21 protein-coding genes and 1 tRNA gene are annotated in these 19,023 nt (G+C 65.7%); 19 read left to right on the top strand and 3 right to left on the bottom strand.

Features of this window, described 5'->3' with window-relative positions:
- The first annotated feature begins 125 nt into the window (after window positions 1–125).
- Window positions 126–202: transfer RNA gene (locus tag VGM71_RS02030), tRNA-Met, on the top strand.
- A gap of 29 nt (window positions 203–231) precedes the next feature.
- On the opposite strand, the gene VGM71_RS02025 is transcribed toward VGM71_RS02030, so the two are convergent.
- Both VGM71_RS02025 and VGM71_RS02020 read right to left on the bottom strand, forming a co-directional pair.
- Window positions 232–1,077: a hypothetical protein gene (locus tag VGM71_RS02025; protein WP_331542111.1), complete on the bottom strand. Its 846-nt coding sequence runs from the start codon at window positions 1,075–1,077 to the stop codon at window positions 232–234.
- 363 nt (window positions 1,078–1,440) lie between these two features.
- Window positions 1,441–2,040 (bottom strand): LuxR family transcriptional regulator, encoded by a 600-nt coding sequence (locus tag VGM71_RS02020; protein WP_331542110.1) that lies wholly within the window; start codon window positions 2,038–2,040, stop codon window positions 1,441–1,443.
- 186 nt (window positions 2,041–2,226) lie between these two features.
- Between VGM71_RS02020 and queD the strand changes: the two genes are divergently transcribed.
- The 12 genes from queD to glmU all read left to right on the top strand — a co-directional run bounded on the left by queD (window position 2,227) and on the right by glmU (window position 12,866).
- Window positions 2,227–2,583, top strand: coding sequence for a 6-carboxytetrahydropterin synthase QueD (gene queD, locus VGM71_RS02015; RefSeq protein WP_331542108.1), 357 nt, complete (start codon window positions 2,227–2,229; stop codon window positions 2,581–2,583).
- A gap of 424 nt (window positions 2,584–3,007) precedes the next feature.
- Window positions 3,008–3,373, top strand: coding sequence for an ATP synthase subunit I (locus VGM71_RS02010; protein ID WP_331542107.1), 366 nt, complete (start codon window positions 3,008–3,010; stop codon window positions 3,371–3,373).
- A 2-nt stretch (window positions 3,374–3,375) separates the two neighbouring features.
- A complete protein-coding gene (gene atpB / locus VGM71_RS02005) occupies window positions 3,376–4,215 on the top strand; it encodes a F0F1 ATP synthase subunit A (protein ID WP_331542106.1) in 840 nt (279 codons plus the stop codon).
- An 82-nt stretch (window positions 4,216–4,297) separates the two neighbouring features.
- Window positions 4,298–4,585 (top strand): F0F1 ATP synthase subunit C, encoded by a 288-nt coding sequence (atpE, locus tag VGM71_RS02000; protein WP_331542105.1) that lies wholly within the window; start codon window positions 4,298–4,300, stop codon window positions 4,583–4,585.
- Between the two features lie 81 nt (window positions 4,586–4,666).
- The gene (locus VGM71_RS01995) at window positions 4,667–5,137 is read left to right on the top strand and encodes a F0F1 ATP synthase subunit B (protein ID WP_331542104.1); all 471 of its coding nucleotides are present in this window, start codon (window positions 4,667–4,669) and stop codon (window positions 5,135–5,137) included.
- A 2-nt stretch (window positions 5,138–5,139) separates the two neighbouring features.
- Window positions 5,140–5,673 carry a F0F1 ATP synthase subunit delta gene (locus tag VGM71_RS01990; RefSeq protein ID WP_331542103.1) on the top strand — a complete coding sequence of 178 codons (534 nt, stop codon included), beginning with the start codon at window positions 5,140–5,142 and terminating at the stop codon, window positions 5,671–5,673.
- 19 nt (window positions 5,674–5,692) lie between these two features.
- Window positions 5,693–7,243 (top strand): F0F1 ATP synthase subunit alpha, encoded by a 1,551-nt coding sequence (atpA, locus tag VGM71_RS01985; protein ID WP_331542102.1) that lies wholly within the window; start codon window positions 5,693–5,695, stop codon window positions 7,241–7,243.
- Between the two features lie 74 nt (window positions 7,244–7,317).
- Window positions 7,318–8,226, top strand: a complete 909-nt coding sequence (atpG, locus tag VGM71_RS01980) for a F0F1 ATP synthase subunit gamma (RefSeq protein WP_331542100.1) — start codon at window positions 7,318–7,320, stop codon at window positions 8,224–8,226.
- 39 nt (window positions 8,227–8,265) lie between these two features.
- Window positions 8,266–9,678 carry a F0F1 ATP synthase subunit beta gene (gene atpD / locus VGM71_RS01975; RefSeq protein ID WP_331542099.1) on the top strand — a complete coding sequence of 471 codons (1,413 nt, stop codon included), beginning with the start codon at window positions 8,266–8,268 and terminating at the stop codon, window positions 9,676–9,678.
- Window positions 9,679–9,717: 39 nt separating this feature from the next.
- A complete protein-coding gene (locus VGM71_RS01970; protein WP_331542098.1) occupies window positions 9,718–10,143 on the top strand; it encodes a F0F1 ATP synthase subunit epsilon in 426 nt (141 codons plus the stop codon).
- Between the two features lie 202 nt (window positions 10,144–10,345).
- Complete coding sequence (locus tag VGM71_RS01965) at window positions 10,346–11,422, top strand: DUF748 domain-containing protein (protein WP_331542097.1); 1,077 nt, start codon at window positions 10,346–10,348, stop codon at window positions 11,420–11,422.
- Between the two features lie 67 nt (window positions 11,423–11,489).
- Window positions 11,490–12,866, top strand: coding sequence for a bifunctional UDP-N-acetylglucosamine diphosphorylase/glucosamine-1-phosphate N-acetyltransferase GlmU (gene glmU / locus VGM71_RS01960; RefSeq protein WP_331542096.1), 1,377 nt, complete (start codon window positions 11,490–11,492; stop codon window positions 12,864–12,866).
- Window positions 12,867–12,965: 99 nt separating this feature from the next.
- On the opposite strand, the gene VGM71_RS01955 is transcribed toward glmU, so the two are convergent.
- Entirely contained in the window at window positions 12,966–13,940 is a 975-nt protein-coding gene (locus tag VGM71_RS01955; protein ID WP_331542095.1) for a pteridine-dependent deoxygenase, read from the bottom strand.
- 195 nt (window positions 13,941–14,135) lie between these two features.
- Here VGM71_RS01955 and VGM71_RS01950 point away from each other — a divergent pair, with 195 nt between their 5' ends.
- From VGM71_RS01950 to VGM71_RS01925, 6 genes are read left to right on the top strand one after another with little or no spacing between them, the layout of a single operon-like run.
- A complete protein-coding gene (locus tag VGM71_RS01950; protein ID WP_331542094.1) occupies window positions 14,136–14,408 on the top strand; it encodes a phosphopantetheine-binding protein in 273 nt (90 codons plus the stop codon).
- 55 nt (window positions 14,409–14,463) lie between these two features.
- The gene (locus VGM71_RS01945; protein ID WP_331542093.1) at window positions 14,464–14,772 is read left to right on the top strand and encodes a hydroxymyristoyl-ACP dehydratase; all 309 of its coding nucleotides are present in this window, start codon (window positions 14,464–14,466) and stop codon (window positions 14,770–14,772) included.
- Entirely contained in the window at window positions 14,769–15,716 is a 948-nt protein-coding gene (locus VGM71_RS01940; protein ID WP_331542092.1) for an acyltransferase, read from the top strand. Before VGM71_RS01945 ends, VGM71_RS01940 begins: the two co-directional genes overlap by 4 nt.
- Complete coding sequence (locus tag VGM71_RS01935; protein ID WP_331542091.1) at window positions 15,640–16,284, top strand: LolA-related protein; 645 nt, start codon at window positions 15,640–15,642, stop codon at window positions 16,282–16,284. The genes VGM71_RS01940 and VGM71_RS01935 overlap by 77 nt, the downstream gene beginning before the upstream one ends.
- On the top strand, window positions 16,281–18,605 hold the full coding sequence (locus tag VGM71_RS01930) for a xanthomonadin transporter (RefSeq protein ID WP_331542090.1): 2,325 nt from the start codon (window positions 16,281–16,283) through the stop codon (window positions 18,603–18,605). Before VGM71_RS01935 ends, VGM71_RS01930 begins: the two co-directional genes overlap by 4 nt.
- Window positions 18,580–19,014, top strand: a complete 435-nt coding sequence (locus VGM71_RS01925) for a phosphotransferase (RefSeq protein ID WP_331542089.1) — start codon at window positions 18,580–18,582, stop codon at window positions 19,012–19,014. The genes VGM71_RS01930 and VGM71_RS01925 overlap by 26 nt, the downstream gene beginning before the upstream one ends.
- Window positions 19,015–19,023: the final 9 nt, after the last annotated feature.

Below are 19,023 nucleotides of genomic sequence, written 5' to 3'. Positions count from 1 at the left end.
TACGCTGGTTCGGCTCGATTCAACCACAGCGCGAGAAGCGCGGGCAAGGCGCTACTTGAACGGAGAGCCAGCCACGATTAAACTGCCCGGCCTTCGCGGTCAGTCCGCGGACGACCAGGTTTCACGGCTAGGTAGCTCAGCTGGTCAGAGCGCGGCACTCATAATGCTGAGGTCGGCGGTTCGAGCCCGCCTCTAGCCACCAATTAGCGGGCACATCAAAAAAGGCAGCGGTCACGCTGCCTTTTTTGATGCCTTGAAGCCGTCGAAAATCTCCGGATCGAACAGGCTGGCGCTCGCGATGTCGCCTACGGGAAGCACCTTAAATCGTGGAAGAGTGCTGGAAATTTCCGCGAATACGGATAGGTAGTTTTCCGTCAGTTCCACCTTTAGGCTGTCCTTATCGCGATATCCGCTCTGGAGAGCCACCAGATTGATATGCGTGAAGCTCCCGGCGGCCAGCGAAGGCATCTGCTCCAGGAGACCGATATAGACCTTCCTGTCCTTCATGGTGAGAAGGAGTGGAATGGGCCCGATTCGTCGTGTAACGGGATCTTCAGGAGTAAGTGCCTCGAATTGGAGCGCGTCGCCGTGGCGCCGCTCCATGGCCGGGCCGATCCACGGAAGCGAATACCCGAGGCGGCGCGCGATCTCCACAGGCATTGACCGGAATACGGCCTGGGGCGCCGGGCGAAGACCGCTCCAGCTCATCATCAGAAGGGATTCCAACTGTGTGAGCGCTCCGCGGCCGTACAGCCAGAAGCCCGCGTCGGTCATGAGCCATGCCCGGTTGATCCACCAGCGGAAGACAAGGCTCAGCGAGAAGGCGAGGGTGGCCGTTCCTATCCCCTGGAAATCCAGCACGCGGTGCATCCAGAGGCCGAGTTGGACGCCCCAGTGGCACTGCAGAAGAGCAAGAACGACAACCCTGGCGACGAGGGCCAGGAAGAGTCCTATAAAAGCCGAGGCAAATAGAAGCTGCTCCTTCGCCTGGCGCGACGCCCAGTACACGGCGCAGTTCGTGTAGGTCACCAGGATGTAGCCGCCCAAGAGCGGAAGAATGAGGAGGTTGAAGGGCATCCCTGCGCCTGTGTCGCCTTACTTTTTATCGAACGAGGCAGGCTGCGTGGGTTCGGGTTCTTCCGAAGCAGGCACTTCACGCGCTTTTTCACTGAGAGCGGAGATCAGCTGCTGGCCTCGAGCGCTGCTCAGGAATGACGTCAGGTCCACAGACACCCCCTGTCGGGAGAAGCTCCCGTACGTGAGGTCGCGTACCTGTGATGTGTTGTACAGCTTGCCCATGGAAATCCCTCGGCGTTCGTGCCGGAAACGCGCACATCCCGTCTTGAGCGTTAATAACGAGGCGGGTCGGAATAAGTCTCCTACTTCCCTTGCCATTTCGCCAGTAGCCGGACGGCTAGCCCCATGTGCTGGTTCACCTCCTCAGGACGTGACCCGGTCGTCTTCCGCACGAGGCGCCAGATCCAGCACGGCGCGCGCGAGTTCGACCACGTTGTGCACGCGCAGCTTGGCCATGAGGTTCGCGCGGTGCAGCTCCACGGTCTTCGGGCTGATGCAGAGTTCGCTGGCGATGACTTTGTTGAGCTTGCCGCACATGATGCCCTCGAGCACCTGCGATTCGCGGCGCGTGAGAGACACATCCGGCCGTAGCGCGGCGAAGCTGTTCGCGGCCGGTTCGTCGCCGTGATCGTCATGAGGCAGGGGTACGAGGAAGACGGCATGGAAAGCCTCGGGCGGCACGTCGAGCAGCTGGCGGGTCATCCGGTAACGCCGCGGCGGCGCATGCGCGTCGCGCAGCACGAACTCGTCGCCGGAGCCGGTGGGCTGGAGGTGCTCGTCGAGCCAGGCCGGGCCCGCACGGCCCCGCGCCGTGCCGAATTCGCGCTGGAACGCCTCGTTCACCATCACGGCGCGCTGCCCGTCGAGGCGCCACACGACGCAGGGCCACGGCAGCGCGGCGAATACTTCGTCGGCCAGCCCGCAGGTATGCGAGCCGTCGAGGGAATCACGAGCAAGGCACATCGATGCCTCCTGGTGGTGCGCATGGGAGCCGGCGAACACCCCTTCGCGTTACGCCGGTAGTTACCACTGCAACGGTTCGTCCATGAAAAGTCCATGAATGTGCCGGCCGGATGTGCGGAAGTGCGAACGCCGTTGTGAAAGGGTGCCTTGGGGGCCCGCGGCGCCGCGTCCGCTACAATGCGCGCCATGCGTATCTTCAAGACCTTCAACATCGAAGCGGCTCACCGGTTGCCGAATGTGCCTGAAGGGCACAAGTGTTCACGGCTGCACGGCCACTCCTTCCGCATCGAACTCCATGTGGAGGGGCCCACCGACCCGGTGCTCGGATGGGTGATGGACTTCGGCGACCTCAAGGCGCGCTTCCAGCCGCTCTACGATCGCCTCGACCACCATTACCTCAACGATATCGAAGGGCTGGAAAACCCCACCAGCGAGAACCTCGCCCGGTGGATCTTCGAGCGGTTGCGTCCGGACGTGCCGGGACTGGCGAAGGTGGTGGTCCACGAGACTTGCACTTCCGGCGCCGAATATTCCGCACCGTAGGAGCGCGCCCTGCGCGCGACATGTTTTGAGGCCGTACCCCGGAGCTGGCGCGCCAGCTCCGGGGATGTCGCGAAAAGATGTCGCGCGCAGGGCGCGCTCCTACGATAGCTGTCATCGCAACTTTTCGCGGTTGCTGCGTTGCGGCGCGCGGGACTACACTCCGGCTCTCCCATCCCCGTGGGGCCCGAGATGACCATGGCAATACAGACGGCCACGTCGCTCGGCGCGCTGGCAGGTCCGCCCGCCCGGGCCTGACCGCCAGCGCTGCCTCGACAACGACGCGACGCACGGTCGCGCCGACGGGTGGTTTTGGCCTTTCGCAGCTTGTCCCGTCGTTTACGGCGCTGGTATACTTTTCCAGATCAAACCGTGGCCCGTTGAACCATCTGGTGCCGCCTTCGAGCGAAACCACGGGAGCCTCGCGTTGCTTAACAGTCTTGCCGCCGGTCGTCACCTTGCGAAGCGCGTCGTCATTGCGCAGCTGGTGGTGGCCGTCGTCGCGGGACTCGCTTTCTCCCTGCAGGGACGACCAGCCGGACTGGCCGCCTTCGGGGGCGCCCTGATAGTCGCTACCGCCACCGCGCTGCTTGCCGCGCGAGCGTTCAGCGCGCTGGGTGGGGCGGGAGCAACGTTCGTTCGGTTCCTCGTGGGCATGATCCTTCGCTGGATCGTCCTCATCGGTGGACTGGCTCTCATCCTGGTTCAGTGGAAGCTGCCACCCTTGCCCGCATTGGCGGGACTGGTGGCCGGCTACGCGGTCAACGTATTTGCATTCAGATTCAAGGGTTGAGCATGGCGAGCGAACCGCAGGGCGGTCTGACCGAATACATCCAGCACCACCTGAACCACCTCACGGTGAACTTCAGCGCCGACCGCTTCTGGGTCTGGAACCTACGTGCCGACTCCATCGTCGTCGCCTTCGCCCTCGGCGCCGCGTTCTGCCTGTGGTTCTGGCTGTTCGCGCGCAAGGCCACGTCGGGCGTGCCGTCGAAGGGCCAGGCCTTCGTCGAGCTGGCCATCGAATTCGTCGACACCCAGGTGAAGGACACCTTCCACGGCGACCGCCGCACGGTCACGCCGCTGGCGCTGTCCATCTTCATGTGGGTATTCCTCATGAACGCCATGGACCTCCTGCCGGTAGACCTCGCCGGCTGGCTGGTGCACACCTTCGCCGGTGAGGAAGCCGCGCACCACACCTACTTCCGCATGGTGCCCACGGCCGACATCAACACCACCGTGGGCCTTTCGGTCGCCGTGCTGTTCATCGTCATCGGCCACGGCATCAAGGCCAAGGGCGGCTTCGGTTACGGCAAGGAACTGCTGACCGCGCCGTTCCACGCCAACAACCCGATCGCCAAGCTGGTGCTGGTGATCCCGAACCTGCTTCTCAACGTCGTCGAAACCCTGTCGAAGCCGGTGTCGCTCGCGATGCGACTGTTCGGCAACATGTACGGCGGCGAACTGGTGTTCATGCTGATTGCCGGTCTGATGGTGAGCTGGATCAGCTTCGTGCCTGGCGTCGTGTTCAACACGGCGTGGGCGATCTTCCACATCCTGATCATCGCCCTCCAGGCGTTCATCTTCATGATGCTCACGATCGTCTACATCGCCACGGCGCGGGAACACCACTAACTCACCGCACCGACGTTAGAACCTTCGGCTTCACTTTTTTCATTTCCAACCTTTCGCTATTCGTTTATCCCAGGAGAACACCATGGAACTCGCCTCGCTTCTCGCCCACGTCCAGGGCATGACCGCCATCGCCATCGGCGTGATCATCGGCCTCGGCGCGCTGGGCGCCTGCCTCGGTATCGCCATCATGGGCTCGAAGTTCCTCGAGTCGGCCGCCCGCCAGCCGGAACTGGTTCCGCTGCTGCAGGGCCGCATGTTCCTGCTCGCCGGCCTGATCGACGCGGCGTTCATCATCGGCCTCGCCGTGGCCCTGCTGTTCGCGTTCTCGAACCCGCTGGTCGGTGCCGTGCGCGCCGCGGTCGCCGGCTAAGCAAGCGTTCGTCTTGTCGCCGTGACCCCAGGGGTCACGGCGATCGTCAGTACCCAAGCGTTCGGAGTCTTCGGAGAGATCATGGAAATCAACATGACCTTCCTGGGCCAGATGATCTCTTTTGCGATCCTGGTCTGGTTCACCACCAAGTTCATCTGGCCCCAGCTCAACGGTGCCATCGAAGAGCGCCAGAAAAAGGTGGCCGAGGGTCTGGCCGCCGCCGAGCGCGCGCGCGCCGAGCTCAAGGATGCCGACGCCAAGGTCGCCACCGAGATCAAGCAGGCTCGCCTGCAGGCGACCGAGATCATCGACAAGGCCCAGCAGCAGGCCAACCAGATGCTGGACAAGGCCCGTGCCGAAGCCACCGGCGAGATCAATCGTCTGAAGGCCCAGGCCCAGGACGATATCGCGGTGATGGCCCAGCGTGCGCGTGAGCAGCTGCGCGAGCAGGTTGGCGCCCTCGCCGTTCGCGGTGCCGAGAAAATCGTCCAGCGCGAAATCGATCCGGCGGCCCACAAGGCCCTGCTCGACCAGCTCGCTGCCGAGATCTGATCATGGCCCAGGCGCTCACTCTCGCCCGACCGTACGCGCGCGCCGCTTTCGAAGTGGCGCACGCCGCGGGTGCGCTCGCCGACTGGTCGGCAGCGCTCCACTTCGCCGCCGCTGTTGCAGCCGATCCCCAGGTCGCCGGGCTCGGCAACGCTCCGAGCGTGCTGCCGCAGCAGCTCGTCGCGATCCACCTTCCGCAAGGCATGGCCGCGGATGCACCGTTCGCCTGCTTCCTTCAGGAGCTGGCCGAGAACCGCCGCATGCACCTGCTGCCGGAGGTCGCCGCGCTCTACGACCAGTACAAGAGGGAGTCCGAGTCGACCCTGAAGGTCAAGGTCACGAGCGCGCTGGATCTCGATACGGCACAGGCGGAGCAGCTGCGCGTCTCGCTCAAGCGACGCTTCAAGCGCGAGATCGAACTGGATACGCACGTCGATCCGGCGTTGCTCGGCGGTGTCGTCATCGACACGGGCGAGCAGGTCATCGACGGTTCGGCGCGCGGCCGCCTGCAACGGCTGGCCAGCGCGCTGACGCACTGATTTCATATAGGAACTGACCATGTCCAGCACCACTCTGAACCCGTCCGAGATCAGCGAGCTGATCAAGACCCGCATCGAGCAGTTCAAGCTCGGCGCCGAGGCACGCAACGAAGGCACGATCATCAGCGTGTCCGACGGCATCGTGCGCATCCACGGCTTGGCCGACGTGCAGCAGGGCGAGATGATCGAACTGCCGAACGACACGTTCGCCCTCGCGCTGAACCTCGAGCGCGACTCGGTCGGCGCCGTGGTGCTCGGCGAGTACCAGCACCTGCGCGAAGGCGATGCCGCCAAGACCACCGGCCGCATCCTCGACGTGCCGGTCGGTCCGGGCTTGCTCGGCCGCGTCGTCGACGCGCTGGGCAACCCGATCGACGGCAAGGGTCCGATCGACGCCGCGGGCAGAAGCCCCGTCGAGAAGGTCGCCCCGGGTGTCATCTGGCGCCAGTCGGTCGACCAGCCGATGCAGACCGGCTACAAGTCCATCGACTCGATGATCCCGATCGGCCGCGGCCAGCGTGAGCTGATCATCGGCGACCGCCAGACCGGCAAGACCGCCGTGGCGATCGATGCCATCATCAACCAGAAAGACTCCGGCATCCGCTGCATCTACGTGGCCATCGGCCAGAAGCGCAGCGCGATCGCCAACGTCGTGCGCAAGCTGGAAGAAAACGGCGCGCTCGCCAACACCATCGTCGTGGTCGCCTCGGCCTCTGAAGCGGCCGCGCTGCAGTACGTCGCGCCGTACGCCGGCTGCGCCATGGGCGAGTACTTCCGCGACCGTGGCGAAGACGCGCTGATCGTTTACGACGATCTCTCCAAGCAGGCCGTGGCCTACCGCCAGATCTCGCTGCTGCTGAAGCGTCCGCCGGGTCGCGAAGCCTACCCGGGCGACGTCTTCTACCTCCACTCGCGCCTGCTCGAGCGCGCCTCGCGCGTCAGCGTCGAGTACGTCGAGAAGATGACCAACGGCGAAGTGAAGGGCAAGACCGGTTCGCTCACCGCGCTGCCGATCATCGAGACCCAGGCCGGCGACGTGTCCGCCTTCGTTCCGACCAACGTGATCTCGATCACCGACGGCCAGATCTTCCTCGAAACCGATCTCTTCAATGCCGGTATCCGTCCCCCGGTGAACGCCGGTATCTCGGTGTCGCGCGTCGGTGGTGCTGCCCAGACCAAGATCATCAAGAAGCTGTCCGGCGGTGTGAAGCTGGCGCTCGCGCAGTTCCGTGAACTGGCCGCGTTCGCGCAGTTCGCTTCGGACCTCGATGCCGCCACCCGCGCCCAGCTGGACCGCGGCCAGCGTGTCACCGAACTGATGAAGCAGGCACAGTATTCGCCGTTGTCGATCGCGGAACTCGGCATGTCGGTTTATGCGGCCGAGAAGGGCTACCTCGACGACCTGCCGGTCGCCAAGGTGCTGCCGTTCGAGAAGGGCCTGCACGCCTTCATGCGTCAGAACCACGGCGACCTGATGGCGAAGATCGACCAGACCGGCGACTGGGACAAGGACATCGAGGCGACCTTCAAGGCCGCCGCCGACGAGTTCAAGAAGACCGGTAGCTGGTAAGAGCGAAACGCGCGGGGCGCAGGCTGCAAGGCCGCCCCCGCGAGCTGGCGCCACCTTTCAAAGACGAGTAAGCCATGGCTAGCGGCCGCGAAATCAAAACCAAGATCAAGAGCACGCAGAACATGCGCAAGGTGACAGGCGCGCTGCAGATGGTCTCGGCGTCGAAGATCCGCAAGGCGCAGGACCTGATGAAGGGCTCGCGTCCTTACGCGCGCCAGATGCGCAAAGTCATCGCGCACGTCGCGCAGGCCAGCACCGACTTCACCCACCCGTTCCTCACCGAGCGCGGAAACGTCGCCCGCGTGGGTTACATCGTGGTGTCGACGGATCGCGGTCTCGCCGGCGGCCTCAACTCCAATCTGTTCCGCCGTACGCTGACGTCGATCCGCGAATGGCAGGGCAAGGGCGCCGAGGTCGACGTCGTCGCCATCGGCCAGAAGGCCGTGCAGTTCTTCCGCCGTATCAAGGGCGTGAACCTGATCGGTTCGGCCACGCATCTCGGCGAGAAACCCAAGCTCGAAGACCTGATCGGCGTGATCAAGGTCGTGCTGGATGCCTATTCGGGCAACCGGCTGGACCGCGTCTTCCTGGTCTACAACGAATTCGTGAACACCATCGTGCAGAAGCCGCGCATCGAAGCGTTGCTGCCGCTGTCCGTGGTCGCAACGGAGCTGGGGCGCGCCGAGGGCGCCGCTTCCGAAGGCGTGAAGGTCGAGCAGACGCACGACTGGGACTACATCTACGAACCCGACGCGCGCACGGTGCTCGAGCACCTTATGACGCGCTACATCGAGTCGGTGGTGTACCAGGCCGCGCTGGAGAACCTTGCCAGCGAGCACGCCGCGCGCATGGTCGCCATGAAGGCCGCATCGGACAACGCCAGCAAGGTCATCGGCGAACTGACGCTCGTCTACAACAAGGCACGTCAGGCCGCGATTACCCAGGAAATCTCGGAAATCGTCGGCGGCGCCGCCGCGGTCTAACCGAACAAGTCACTAAATAAGATTCATCCGGAGCATTCCATGAGCCAGGGTAAAGTTGTTCAGATCATCGGCGCGGTCGTCGACGTCGAATTTCCGCGCGACCAGGTGCCGCAGGTCTACGACGCACTGAAGATCGACGGCACCGAGATCACCCTCGAAGTGCAGCAGCAGCTCGGTGACGGCATCGTGCGCACGATCGCGCTTGGTTCCACCGACGGCCTGCGCCGCAACCTCATCGCCCGCAACACCGGCGAAGGCATCAAGGTTCCGGTCGGCAAGGCCACGCTGGGTCGAATCATGGACGTGCTCGGCAGCCCGATCGACGAAGCCGGTCCGATCGGCGAGCAGGAAAAGTGGGTCATCCACCGCGAAGCCCCGTCGTACGACGAGCAGGCTGCCGCCAACGAGTTGCTGGAAACCGGCATCAAGGTCATCGACCTGATGTGCCCGTTCGCCAAGGGGGGCAAGGTCGGCCTGTTCGGCGGCGCCGGCGTGGGCAAGACGGTCAACATGATGGAGCTCATCAACAACATCGCGAAGGCGCACGCGGGCCTGTCCGTGTTTGCCGGCGTGGGTGAGCGTACTCGTGAAGGCAACGACTTCTATCACGAGATGAAGGACTCCAACGTCCTCGACAAGGTCGCGATGGTCTATGGCCAGATGAACGAGCCGCCGGGCAATCGCCTGCGCGTCGCGCTCACCGGCCTGACCATGGCCGAGTATTTCCGTGACGAGAAGGACGAGAGCGGCAAGGGCAAGGACGTCCTGTTCTTCATCGACAACATCTACCGCTACACGCTGGCCGGTACCGAAGTGTCCGCGCTGCTCGGCCGCATGCCGTCGGCGGTGGGTTACCAGCCGACGCTGGCCGAGGAAATGGGCGTCCTGCAGGAGCGCATCACCTCGACCAAGACCGGTTCGATCACGTCGATCCAGGCCGTGTACGTGCCCGCCGACGATCTTACCGATCCGTCGCCGGCAACCACCTTCGCGCATCTGGACGCGACCGTGACGCTGAGCCGTAATATCGCCTCGCTGGGTATCTACCCGGCGGTGGATCCGCTGGATTCCTCCAGCCGTCAGCTGGACCCGGCCGTGATCGGCCAGGAGCACTACGACACCGCGCGCCGCGTCCAGGTGACCCTTCAGCGCTACAAGGAACTGAAGGACATCATCGCGATCCTCGGCATGGACGAGCTTTCGCAGGAAGACAAGGAAGCCGTGTCGCGCGCCCGCAAGATCGAACGTTTCTTCTCGCAGCCGTTCCACGTGGCCGAGGTGTTCACGGGTTCGCCGGGCAAGTACGTGCCGCTGAAGGAAACCATCCGCGGCTTCAGGATGATCCTCGACGGCGACCTGGATTACCTGCCGGAACAGGCCTTCTACATGGTCGGCGGTATCGACGAAGCCATCAAGAAGGGCGAGGAGATGGGTGCGAAGAAGGCCGCGTAAGCCTTCTTTCCCCATCCCTGACCAACGGAAGACCAGCCCATGACCCATACCATCCGCGTCGACATCGTCAGCGCCGAAGCCGAGATCTACTCCGGCGAAGCCACGCTCGTGGTCGCCACCGGTGAGCTTGGCGAGCTGGGCATCGCGCCGCGTCACGCCCCGCTCATCACCCGCCTGAAGCCAGGCCACGTGGACGTGATCGCTGCCAACGGCGAGCGCCAGCAGTTCTTCGTGTCCGGCGGCATCCTCGAGGTGCAGCCACAGGTCGTGACCATCCTCGCCGACACGGCGGCCCGCGCGGCCGACCTCGACGAGGCGTCCGCCCTGAAGGCGAAGGAAGAAGCCGAGGCCGCCCTGGCGAACCGCGGCCAGCAAATGGACGTGGCGGAAGCCCAGGCCAAACTGGCCGAAGCCCTTGCCCAGCTCCAGGCGCTGGAGCGCATGCGCAAGACGCTCAAGCACTGATCGAAGCCCCTCCCGGAGGGGCGTTTTCCTGTAGGAGCGCGCCCTGCGCGCGACCTCTTCTGAGGTCATGAGCCACAGGGCCTGCGGCGCTTCGCGAAAGGCTGTCGCGCGCAAGGCGCGCTCCTACGGGACCGGGCTGTTCATCAAACCATGACCCGCTCCGCGCAAAACTGTCGCGTACGCCATTCCGGTACCCGCCCCCATGCGAACCCGCTACCGTCGCAGCCTGTGGATCATCGGCGTCGTCGCCGTCGTGCTCGTCGTCGGGCGCATCATCCTGCCCTATGTGGTGCTCGACTACCTCAACGGCCGCCTTTCGCGCATGGGTTCGTACTCGGGTCATATCGCCGACATCGACATCCACCTCTGGCGTGGCGCGTACTCTATCGACCGGCTCACCATCCAGAAGGTAGACGGCAAGGTACCGGTACCGCTCTTCGACACCGACCGGGCCGATATCTCCCTGAGCTGGCGTGCCATGGTCCACGGGCACATCCGCGGCAAGATCGACTTCTACCGGCCCGTGCTGAACTTCGTTGACGGTCGGGGTGAAGGCGACACGCAGACGGGCAAGGGCGTGGACTGGCGGGCGCAACTGCGTGCCCTGGCGCCCACGCGCCTGGACGAGGTCAATGTCTCGGACGGCACGATCACCTTCCACAACTTCGTGTCCAGCCCCAAGGTCGACCTGAAGATGACCGACGTGAACGGCACGGCCACGAATCTCACCAACGTACAGCGCGAGGGCGGTTCCCGTGTGGCTCACATGCACGCCACGGCGAAGGTGCTGGGTGACGCCCCGCTGGAAACGCGCGCGGAGTTCGACCCCCTCGAGCGCGTCGGGGATTTCCGTTACGAGCTGAGCATCCGCGACATCAAGCTGGTAAAGGCCAACGACCTGGCCCGGGCCTACAGCGGGCTGGACTTCGCCGGCGGCGAAGGCGAATTCTTCATGGAACTGCAGGCGCGAAACCGCCGCCTCGACGGCTACGCCAAGCCGCTTTTCCACGGGCTGAAGATATTCAGCTGGAAGCAGGATGTGCAGCAGGAAAAGAAGAATCCACTCAAGCTTGCCTACGAGGCGGTGGCGGAGGGCGTCACCAAGCTCTTCAAGAATCAGTCGAAGGACCAGTTCGCGACCCGCGTACCCATCTCGGGAACCATCGACGACAAGAGCGTCTCGCCACTGGAGGCGATCGCCGGCATCCTTCGCAACGCCTTCGTGGAGGCGTACAAGCCGAGCCTGGAACACCTGACCGAGCGGCCTAAAGACGAGTAGCCGACTTGGCAGCGGAGGGTAAACGCGCGAAAGTGCGGCCCTCGTTCCAAGGCAGGCACCCGAATCCATGACAGCGACGCCCCTCCATGTCCTCATCCTCGCCGCCGGCGAAGGCAAGCGGATGAAGTCCGCGTCGGCGAAGGTGCTCATGCCGCTCGCCGGGCGGCCCCTGCTGGCCCATGTGATCGAGGCGGCCCGGACCCTGGAGCCGACGGGTGTGCATGTGGTGTACGGCCACAACGGCACGCAAGTGCGCGAGGCCTTCGACGCCGATGCCGGCCTCGGCTGGATCGAGCAGCGCGAGCGCCTGGGCACGGGGCACGCGGTTCGGACGGCCCTCGAAGCATTGCAGGTACAAGGTCAGCTCGAGGGACGCGTACTGGTGCTGTACGGCGACGTGCCGCTTATCCGGCCGGAGACACTGTCGGCCCTCGTGTCGACCCGTGAAGGCCTGTCGATGCTGGCGACGCGCCTGGTCGATCCGAAGGGTTACGGCCGCGTCGTACTCGATGCCGGCGGCCACGTGCGCCATATCGTCGAGGAAAAGGATGCCAGCGCCGCGCAGCGCGCCATCGACCTGGTGAACACCGGCATCGTCGCCGCCGACGCGACGCGCCTGCTGGCCTGGACGCAGCGCCTCGGCAACGCCAACGCGCAGGGCGAGTACTACCTCACCGACGTGTTCGGGATGGCCGCCGATGAAGGCATGCCGGCCGCATGCGTCGACTGCGAGGCCACCGAGGCCTCCGGCGCGAACGATCCCTGGCAGCTTGCCGACCTCGAGGCGCTGTACCGCGAGCGCAGCGCGCGCGCCCTGGCTCTCGCCGGGGTGCGGCTTGCCGATCCAAGCCGCCTGGACGTGCGTGGCAAAGTCACGGCCGGCCGTGACGTCGAGGTGGACGTGAACGTGATCTTCGAAGGGGAAGTCGAACTGGGCGACGACGTGCGCATCGGCCCCTTCACCCGCGTGCGGAATGCGAAGCTCGCCGCTGGTACGGTCGTCCTGGCGCACTGCGACCTGGATGGCGTGGTGACCCATGGCCCGTGCACGATCGGTCCCTTCGCGCGGCTGCGACCGGGCACGGACCTGGCGGCCGGTGTGCACATCGGCAACTTCGTCGAGACCAAGAACGCGGTCATCGCAGAGGGCTCGAAAGCCAACCACCTCACTTATCTCGGCGACACGGTCATCGGCAGCAAGGTGAACATTGGCGCCGGCACCATCACGTGCAACTACGACGGCGTGAACAAGAGCCGCACCACGATCGAGGACGGCGTTTTCGTCGGCTCCAACAGCTCGCTGGTGGCCCCGGTGACGTTGCATGCGGGCGCGACCATCGGCGCGGGCTCGGTGATCACGAAGGACGCTCCGGCGGATGCGTTGACCATCGCGCGAGGCCGGCAGACGACCATCGAAGGCTGGCACCGCCCGACCAGGAAGTAGACAAATGTAGGAGCGCGCCTTGCGCGCGACAGCGTTTCGCCGAGAACAACAGGGTCTGTTACTCACGGCCTCAACAGATGTCGCGCGCGGGGCGCGCTCCTACGTGCGATAGCGCCAGCCGTCGATCTCGATGAGCAGTTCCGCACGGCAGATATCGCCGTGCAACAGCAGCAGCGGCGCGTCGGGGAAATGCTTCGCGGCAAACGCACGTACGGCCGCCACGTGCTCGGCCTGCCGCACGTAAGCCTTCAACGGCGCCAGGCGCCCGATTCCGGCAGGCAGTCCGCCGGCGGCGAGCAACGCCTCGAGGTTCCGCAGCGTTTCGGCAAGTTGCGCATCGATATCGCCCGCGTGTGCCGATGCATGCCCCACCACCGCGGCCGTACCCGAAATGGCCAGCACGTCGCCTGCGGGCAACAGCGTTGCCCGAGCGAAGCTAGGCGGCGTGCGCCCGTACTGCCGCGGGTAACGCCACGCGCTCACCTGGCGAGGATTCTCCACACGCGTGCCGGAGCGGTCCGTGGCAAGGAGGTACACCTGCAACAGCGCGGGATCCGCGCCATGGCCGATCGCCGTGGCCGCCGGGTAGCCCTGGGCGAAAACCTCGCCCATGCCGCCGATGCGTCCCGTGCAGAAGTGCTTGTAGCGCTCGTCGTCGCCCTGGCCTGCGTTGATCGCGCCGAGGTAATTCCAGATCCGCTGCACGTGCTGCTCCGCCGCTCCCGCGACGAAACGCGACAGAAGGTCATAGGCATGCCGCGCGGCGGCCTCGGTACCGCCATGCTCGTCCTCGCGGCATTCGACGGCAGCGAACAGCCAGCCGCCGCCACGAGACCAGCGCAGTTCGCCTTCGCGTCCACCGTGAACCTCACCGTCCACTTCCCAGACTTCGACCAGCGGATCGCCGAACGGCTCCAGCGCCACGCGCAGCCAGCGAGGGTCGTCGAGGACGGGGGCCGAGGCCCCAAATCCGAAGGCCGCCAGCGTGGAGGCGGAAAGCTCGCCGGATTCGTGCGAGTAGCGTACGCGCGGCGCGGCGCGGGCATGGGTGGTTTGGCGCGCGGGCTCGCGCATTTCGCTTCCTGGGAGCATCGAGTCTTCCGTCCAACGCGGTCTGCCCATCATATCGTCCCGATGCCGGGCCGCGGCGTGAACGCATGGCCGTCACCCGTCTGAACCGCCCGAAGCTGGCCGAAAGACCCCTGTGTTAAACTCCGCGGCCGCTGCCATCCGGGGGGAGGCAGGAACATCCAGGACCTGGAAACATCAATGGCAACGCAGACCACAGCACAGCAAGAACTGGCCGAGCTCATCGTCACCAGCCTCAATCTCGAATCGGTGAAGGCCGCCGAGATCGACCCGGAAGCCCCGTTGTTCGGCGGCGACCTGGGCCTCGATTCCATCGACGCGCTGGAAATCGCGCTGGCCGTGTCCAAGCGCTATGGCTTCCAGCTGAAGTCCGACAATCCCGACAATCGCACCATCTTCACGAACCTGCGCACGTTGTCGGAGCATATCGAACAGCATCGCGCCGCTGCCTGACGGCCGTTCAGGCCGTACTGGCCTGGGGCGTGGTTTGCTTCGTCCGGAGATGTCGATGACCGAGTCCGATCCCGCGCCGTTCGTGCGTCCGCTGCGTTTCGCGGCGGCGCACCCGAGTTTCGCCGGCCATTTCCCCGGCCGGCCGATCGTGGCGGGTGTGCTCCTGCTTGAAGCGGCGGCGCTCGCGCTCGGAAACTGGCGCGGACTGACCGTTCGGCAGGTCGTTGACGCCAAGTTCATCGCGCCGCTTCTGCCCGATGAAGACGCCGAACTGGAACTCGTCGCGCTTGGCGACACGCGTTTCCGCTTCACCGTTCGTCGCGGCCCGGATACATTGCTCCGTGGCACGCTGGAGGGCGCATGAGTCATTGGAAGCAACGGGAAGGCGGCGGCCGGTTCGCGATCTGGCTGATCCGCACGATCGCGCTGCGGCTTGGCCGCGGCATGGCGCGCGTGCTGTTGTATCCCATCGCCCTGTACTTCTTCCTGCGTCGCGCGGACGAGCGGGCGGCGTCGCGGGCCTACCTGTCCCGCGTGCTGAACCGTCCGATCACCCACTACGACGTGTTCCGGCATATCCATATGTTTGCCGCCACCTTGCTGGACCGCCTGTTTTTCCTGGCGCACGGCGAGCGCGACTTCGTCGTGGACGTCGAAGGGCTGGATGCGCTGGACCGCTGGGTCGCCAAGGGGCAGGGCCTGCTGCTCGTCGGCTCGCACCAGGGCAGTTTCGAAGCCCTGCGCGCGGTGGGCGCGCGTCGTCCCGACGTGCGGCTGCGTGTCGTCCTCGACAAACAGAAGACGCCGGCGCTCACCGCGGTGCTCGAGGCATTGGCGCCGGACGTGGGCGCGGCAGTGATCGACGCCTCGCGCGGCGGTGCGTCGGTGGCGCTGGCGATGGCAGAGACTGCGGAGCAGGGCGGCATGGTGGCCCTGCTTGCCGACCGCGGCCATCGCAACGAAGCCACCTGCAGGGTGCCCTTCCTCGGCCAGCCCGCGCCATTCCCCGCCGGCCCGTGGCTGCTGGCGTCCGCGCTGAAGATTCCGGTCGTGTTGTGCATGGGCATTTATCTCGGCGGCAACCGCTATCGGTTGATCTTCGAAGCGTTTTCCGACGGCATCGACATTCCGCGCGCCGAGCGCGCAGCCGCCCTGGAGAGCCTCGTCGCCCGTTACGCTGCACGGGTGGAGCACTACGCCCGCCTTTACCCCTTCAACTGGTTCAATTTCTATGACTTCTGGCAAGAAACTGGCCCTGCTGACGAGCCTGCTGCTGCCGCTCAACTGCCTAGCCACTCCGACGCCTGACGCGGACGATGCGAACGCGCTGATTGTCAGCCTGCATCGCCCGGCGCCGGCACGCACACCCTTTGCGGAAGCGCGGTTCATGCGCGTGCTGGACAAGCCGCTGGTGGTTTCGGGTGAACTGGCCTGGCTCGGCGGCGATCGTCTCGAACGGCGGGTCGAGAAGCCCGCGAAGGAAGTTTCCACGATCGCCGATGGCGAGGTGACGCAGGAGCGCGAGGGCAGGAAGCCGCGCAGTTTCTCCCTGAAACGCGCGCCGCAATTGCAGGTGTTGCTCGACAGCTTCGTCGCCCTGCTTGCCGGCGACCCGTCGCGGCTGGGCGAATCCTTCGACGTCAAGCTCGGCCGCGATGCCGACCGCTGGCAGCTGACACTGACGCCGCGCGACGCGCGCGTCGCAAAGCAGATCGCCGGCATCCACGTGTACGGCAGCGGCCAGCTCGCCCGCTGCATGCGCATGGACGAAAGTGATGGCGACACGTCGATCGACCTGCTTGGCGAGCTCGCCGCCACGATGCCGGCGGAGCCGACCCGCGAAGGCCTCATCGCGCAGTGCGGCGGCGCGATGTGAGGAGCGCGCGCCTCGGACTGCTCGTCGCCTGGATCGCCTTCCTCGCACTGCTTGGCACGCTGGTTGCCACGCAGCTGAAGATCGGCACCGACCTGCGCAGCTTCATGCCCGCGCCGACCACGCCGGACCAGAAGCTGCTGATGGAGCAGGTGGGCGAGGGTCCCGGTTCCCGCCTGCTTCTCGTTGCGATCGACGGCGGGGACGACACGACCAAGGCGGGGCTCAGTCGCGGTCTGGCGGCTGCCCTGCGCAAGGATCCGGCATTTACCCAGGTAGTGAACGGCGACTTCGACCTCGGCATGCTGGACAACGCATTGCTGCCCTACCGCTACCTGCTGTCCCCGACACTCGATACTGAATCGTTCGATGAGGCCTACCTCGGCGACCAGCTCCAGCAGCGGCTGGACGACCTCGGTTCGCCCGCGGCCACGCTGCTCAAGGGTCTTCTGCCGCGCGATCCCACGCTCGAAACCCTGAAACTGGCGGAGCGCTGGACACCGGTCCGCTCGCCCGAGGTCCGCGACGGTGTGTGGTTCTCGTCGCGTGGTGAAGCCTTGCTGCTGGCGCAGACGCGCGGCGCCGGCTTCGATCCCGGTGCGCAGGACAAAGCCATCGGTCACCTCCGTGCGGCTTTCGCGGCCTTGCCCGGTAGCGGCGCCTCGCGCCTGACGCTAAGCGGACCCGGCTATTTCACCGTCGTGGTGAATGCGCAGACACGCGACCAGGCCGACTGGATCGGTCGCATCTCGACCGTCGGCTTCATTGTGCTGATGCTGGCCGCCTATCGCAGTGTGAGCAGCCTCTTGCTCGGTGCCTTGCCGGTCGCCACCGGCGCGCTCGCGGGTATCGCGATACTGACGGTGTGCTTTCCCGAAGTACACGGCATCACGCTGGCCTTCGGCTTCACCCTGCTGGGCGTGGCGCAGGAATACCCGATCCGATTGCTGAGCCATCGGCGCGATGGCGAATCCGCGGTGGCCAGCGTGCGCGGGTTGTGGCCCTTGTTGCTCACAGCCATTGCCTCGGCCTGCATCGCCTATCTCGCCTTCTACGCGTCGGGCGTCGGCGGGCTGAAGCAGTTGGCCGTGTTCACCATCGCGGGACTGCTCGCCGCGGGCTTCAGCACACGCTACGCGTTGCCGTACCTGCTGCCGGAGCACGCGCGCGATGTGGCCGGCATGCCAGGCCTCGCGGCATTCCGCGGCTGGCTCGACGCCTTGCCACGGCCGCGCTGGCTGCCGATACCGATCGCCACCGCCGTGGTGGCGATGATCGCGTTCGCTCCCGGGCCGTTCTGGCAGAATGATCTTTCTGCGCTCACGCCGTTGCCGCGCGACCTGCTGATGACCGATGCCCGCCTGCGCGGCGAGCTTGGGGCGCCGGATGTCCGCTATCTCCTGATCGTGCAGGCGAAGACGGCCGACGGCGTGCTCGCGGCATCGGCGAAGCTGGAGCCGCGCCTGCGCGAACAGGTGGCGGCGAAGGCGCTCGACGGTTTCGAACTCCCGTCGATCTATCTTCCCGACCTCGCGACGCAGCGGGCGCGGCAGGCGAAGCTACCGGATCGCGCGACGCTCGACGCATCGCTGGGGAAGGCACTCGACGACATGCCGTTCCGCAAGGACCTGTTCGCGCCTTTCGTCGCGGACGTGGAGACCGCGCGCAACGCACCGTTGCTTACGCCCGAGGTGTTCGCGCGGTCGCCGCTGGGGCAGCGACTGGCCGCGATGCTCCTGCCACGTGGCGATCATTGGGTGGGTTTGTCGACACTGAGCGGCGTGCACGATGCAGCCGCCGTCGCCGCGGCGGTATCCGCCGCCGATCCCGGTGCGCGCCTGCTCGATCTGAAGGAAGCGTCCGAATCGCTGGTCGCGGCCTACCGCACGCGCATCCTGCATGCCGTACTGGCCGCCGGCCTGTTGCTGTTCGTCACGATCACACTGGCGCTGCGCAGTATCCGTCGCGCATGGCACGTGCTGGCTCCGATGACGCTTGCGACCTTCCTCGTGCTCGCCGTGGAGAGGATGGCGGGGATCCCCATGTCGCTATTCCACCTGGTGGCGCTGATCCTCGCCGCCGGCCTGGGTCTGCACTACGCGCTGTTCTTCGAGCGCGACACGGGCGATCCCGCGGAGCAGCGGCGTACGCTCCACGCGACGGTGGTCTGCGTCATCGCGGCACTGCTGGTGTTCGGCATGCTTGCCTGGTCCTCGATTCCGGTGCTGCGCGCGATCGGCCTCACCGTGGCGCTGGGTGTCGCCTTCCACTTCTGTCTTTCGATCCTGATGGCCCCCCATGCTCGCCAAGACCGACTTCGTTGACCTCATACCCCACGCGGGCGACATGTGCCTGCTCGACGGGGTCCTGGCCTGGGACGTGTCGTCGATCCATGCGCTCAGTACCAGTCACGTGCTTGCCACGCATCCGCTGCGAGGTGCGGAGGGGCTGCATGCGGTGCACCTGGCCGAGTACGGCGCACAGGCGATGGCGGTGCATGGCGCGCTGCGCGCCCGCGGGGAGGGCCGCACGGAACCTCGTCCCGGCATGCTGGTGAGCTTGCGTGGCGTGAAGCTCGGCGTCGATCGCGTGGACACGTTGCCGGGAACGCTCGACGTATATGCCGAGTGTCTTCTTGCCGACGAGAACGGTGCCCAATACGCCTTCCGGATCGACCACGAAGGCGTGGAGATCGCATCCGGGAGGGCGGCGGTCATCCATCCCCCTGCCTGAGGATGAACC

It is taken from the genome of Luteibacter sp., assembly GCF_036499525.1.
Taxonomy (GTDB): Bacteria; Pseudomonadota; Gammaproteobacteria; order Xanthomonadales; family Rhodanobacteraceae; genus Luteibacter.
Note: the sequence above shows the minus strand (reverse complement) of the source record. Positions and strands in the feature narration are given on the sequence as shown.

Bases quoted from the DNA above. Each gene is read 5' to 3' on its own strand.
- glmU (WP_331542096.1), top strand. From the start codon at position 11,490: ATGACAGCGACGCCCCTCCATGTCCTCATCCTCGCCGCCGGCGAAGGC.
- VGM71_RS01945 (WP_331542093.1), top strand. From the start codon at position 14,464: ATGACCGAGTCCGATCCCGCGCCGTTCGTGCGTCCGCTGCGTTTCGCG.
- queD (WP_331542108.1), top strand. From the start codon at position 2,227: ATGCGTATCTTCAAGACCTTCAACATCGAAGCGGCTCACCGGTTGCCG.
- VGM71_RS01965 (WP_331542097.1), top strand. From the start codon at position 10,346: ATGCGAACCCGCTACCGTCGCAGCCTGTGGATCATCGGCGTCGTCGCC.
- atpE (WP_331542105.1), top strand. From the start codon at position 4,298: ATGGAACTCGCCTCGCTTCTCGCCCACGTCCAGGGCATGACCGCCATC.
- VGM71_RS01990 (WP_331542103.1), top strand. From the start codon at position 5,140: ATGGCCCAGGCGCTCACTCTCGCCCGACCGTACGCGCGCGCCGCTTTC.
- VGM71_RS01935 (WP_331542091.1), top strand. From the start codon at position 15,640: ATGACTTCTGGCAAGAAACTGGCCCTGCTGACGAGCCTGCTGCTGCCG.
- atpG (WP_331542100.1), top strand. From the start codon at position 7,318: ATGGCTAGCGGCCGCGAAATCAAAACCAAGATCAAGAGCACGCAGAAC.
- VGM71_RS02020 (WP_331542110.1), bottom strand. From the start codon at position 2,040: ATGTGCCTTGCTCGTGATTCCCTCGACGGCTCGCATACCTGCGGGCTG.
- VGM71_RS01940 (WP_331542092.1), top strand. From the start codon at position 14,769: ATGAGTCATTGGAAGCAACGGGAAGGCGGCGGCCGGTTCGCGATCTGG.
- VGM71_RS01950 (WP_331542094.1), top strand. From the start codon at position 14,136: ATGGCAACGCAGACCACAGCACAGCAAGAACTGGCCGAGCTCATCGTC.
- VGM71_RS01995 (WP_331542104.1), top strand. From the start codon at position 4,667: ATGGAAATCAACATGACCTTCCTGGGCCAGATGATCTCTTTTGCGATC.
- atpB (WP_331542106.1), top strand. From the start codon at position 3,376: ATGGCGAGCGAACCGCAGGGCGGTCTGACCGAATACATCCAGCACCAC.
- VGM71_RS02025 (WP_331542111.1), bottom strand. From the start codon at position 1,077: ATGCCCTTCAACCTCCTCATTCTTCCGCTCTTGGGCGGCTACATCCTG.
- VGM71_RS01955 (WP_331542095.1), bottom strand. From the start codon at position 13,940: ATGCGCGAGCCCGCGCGCCAAACCACCCATGCCCGCGCCGCGCCGCGC.
- atpD (WP_331542099.1), top strand. From the start codon at position 8,266: ATGAGCCAGGGTAAAGTTGTTCAGATCATCGGCGCGGTCGTCGACGTC.
- VGM71_RS01925 (WP_331542089.1), top strand. From the start codon at position 18,580: ATGCTCGCCAAGACCGACTTCGTTGACCTCATACCCCACGCGGGCGAC.
- VGM71_RS01970 (WP_331542098.1), top strand. From the start codon at position 9,718: ATGACCCATACCATCCGCGTCGACATCGTCAGCGCCGAAGCCGAGATC.
- atpA (WP_331542102.1), top strand. From the start codon at position 5,693: ATGTCCAGCACCACTCTGAACCCGTCCGAGATCAGCGAGCTGATCAAG.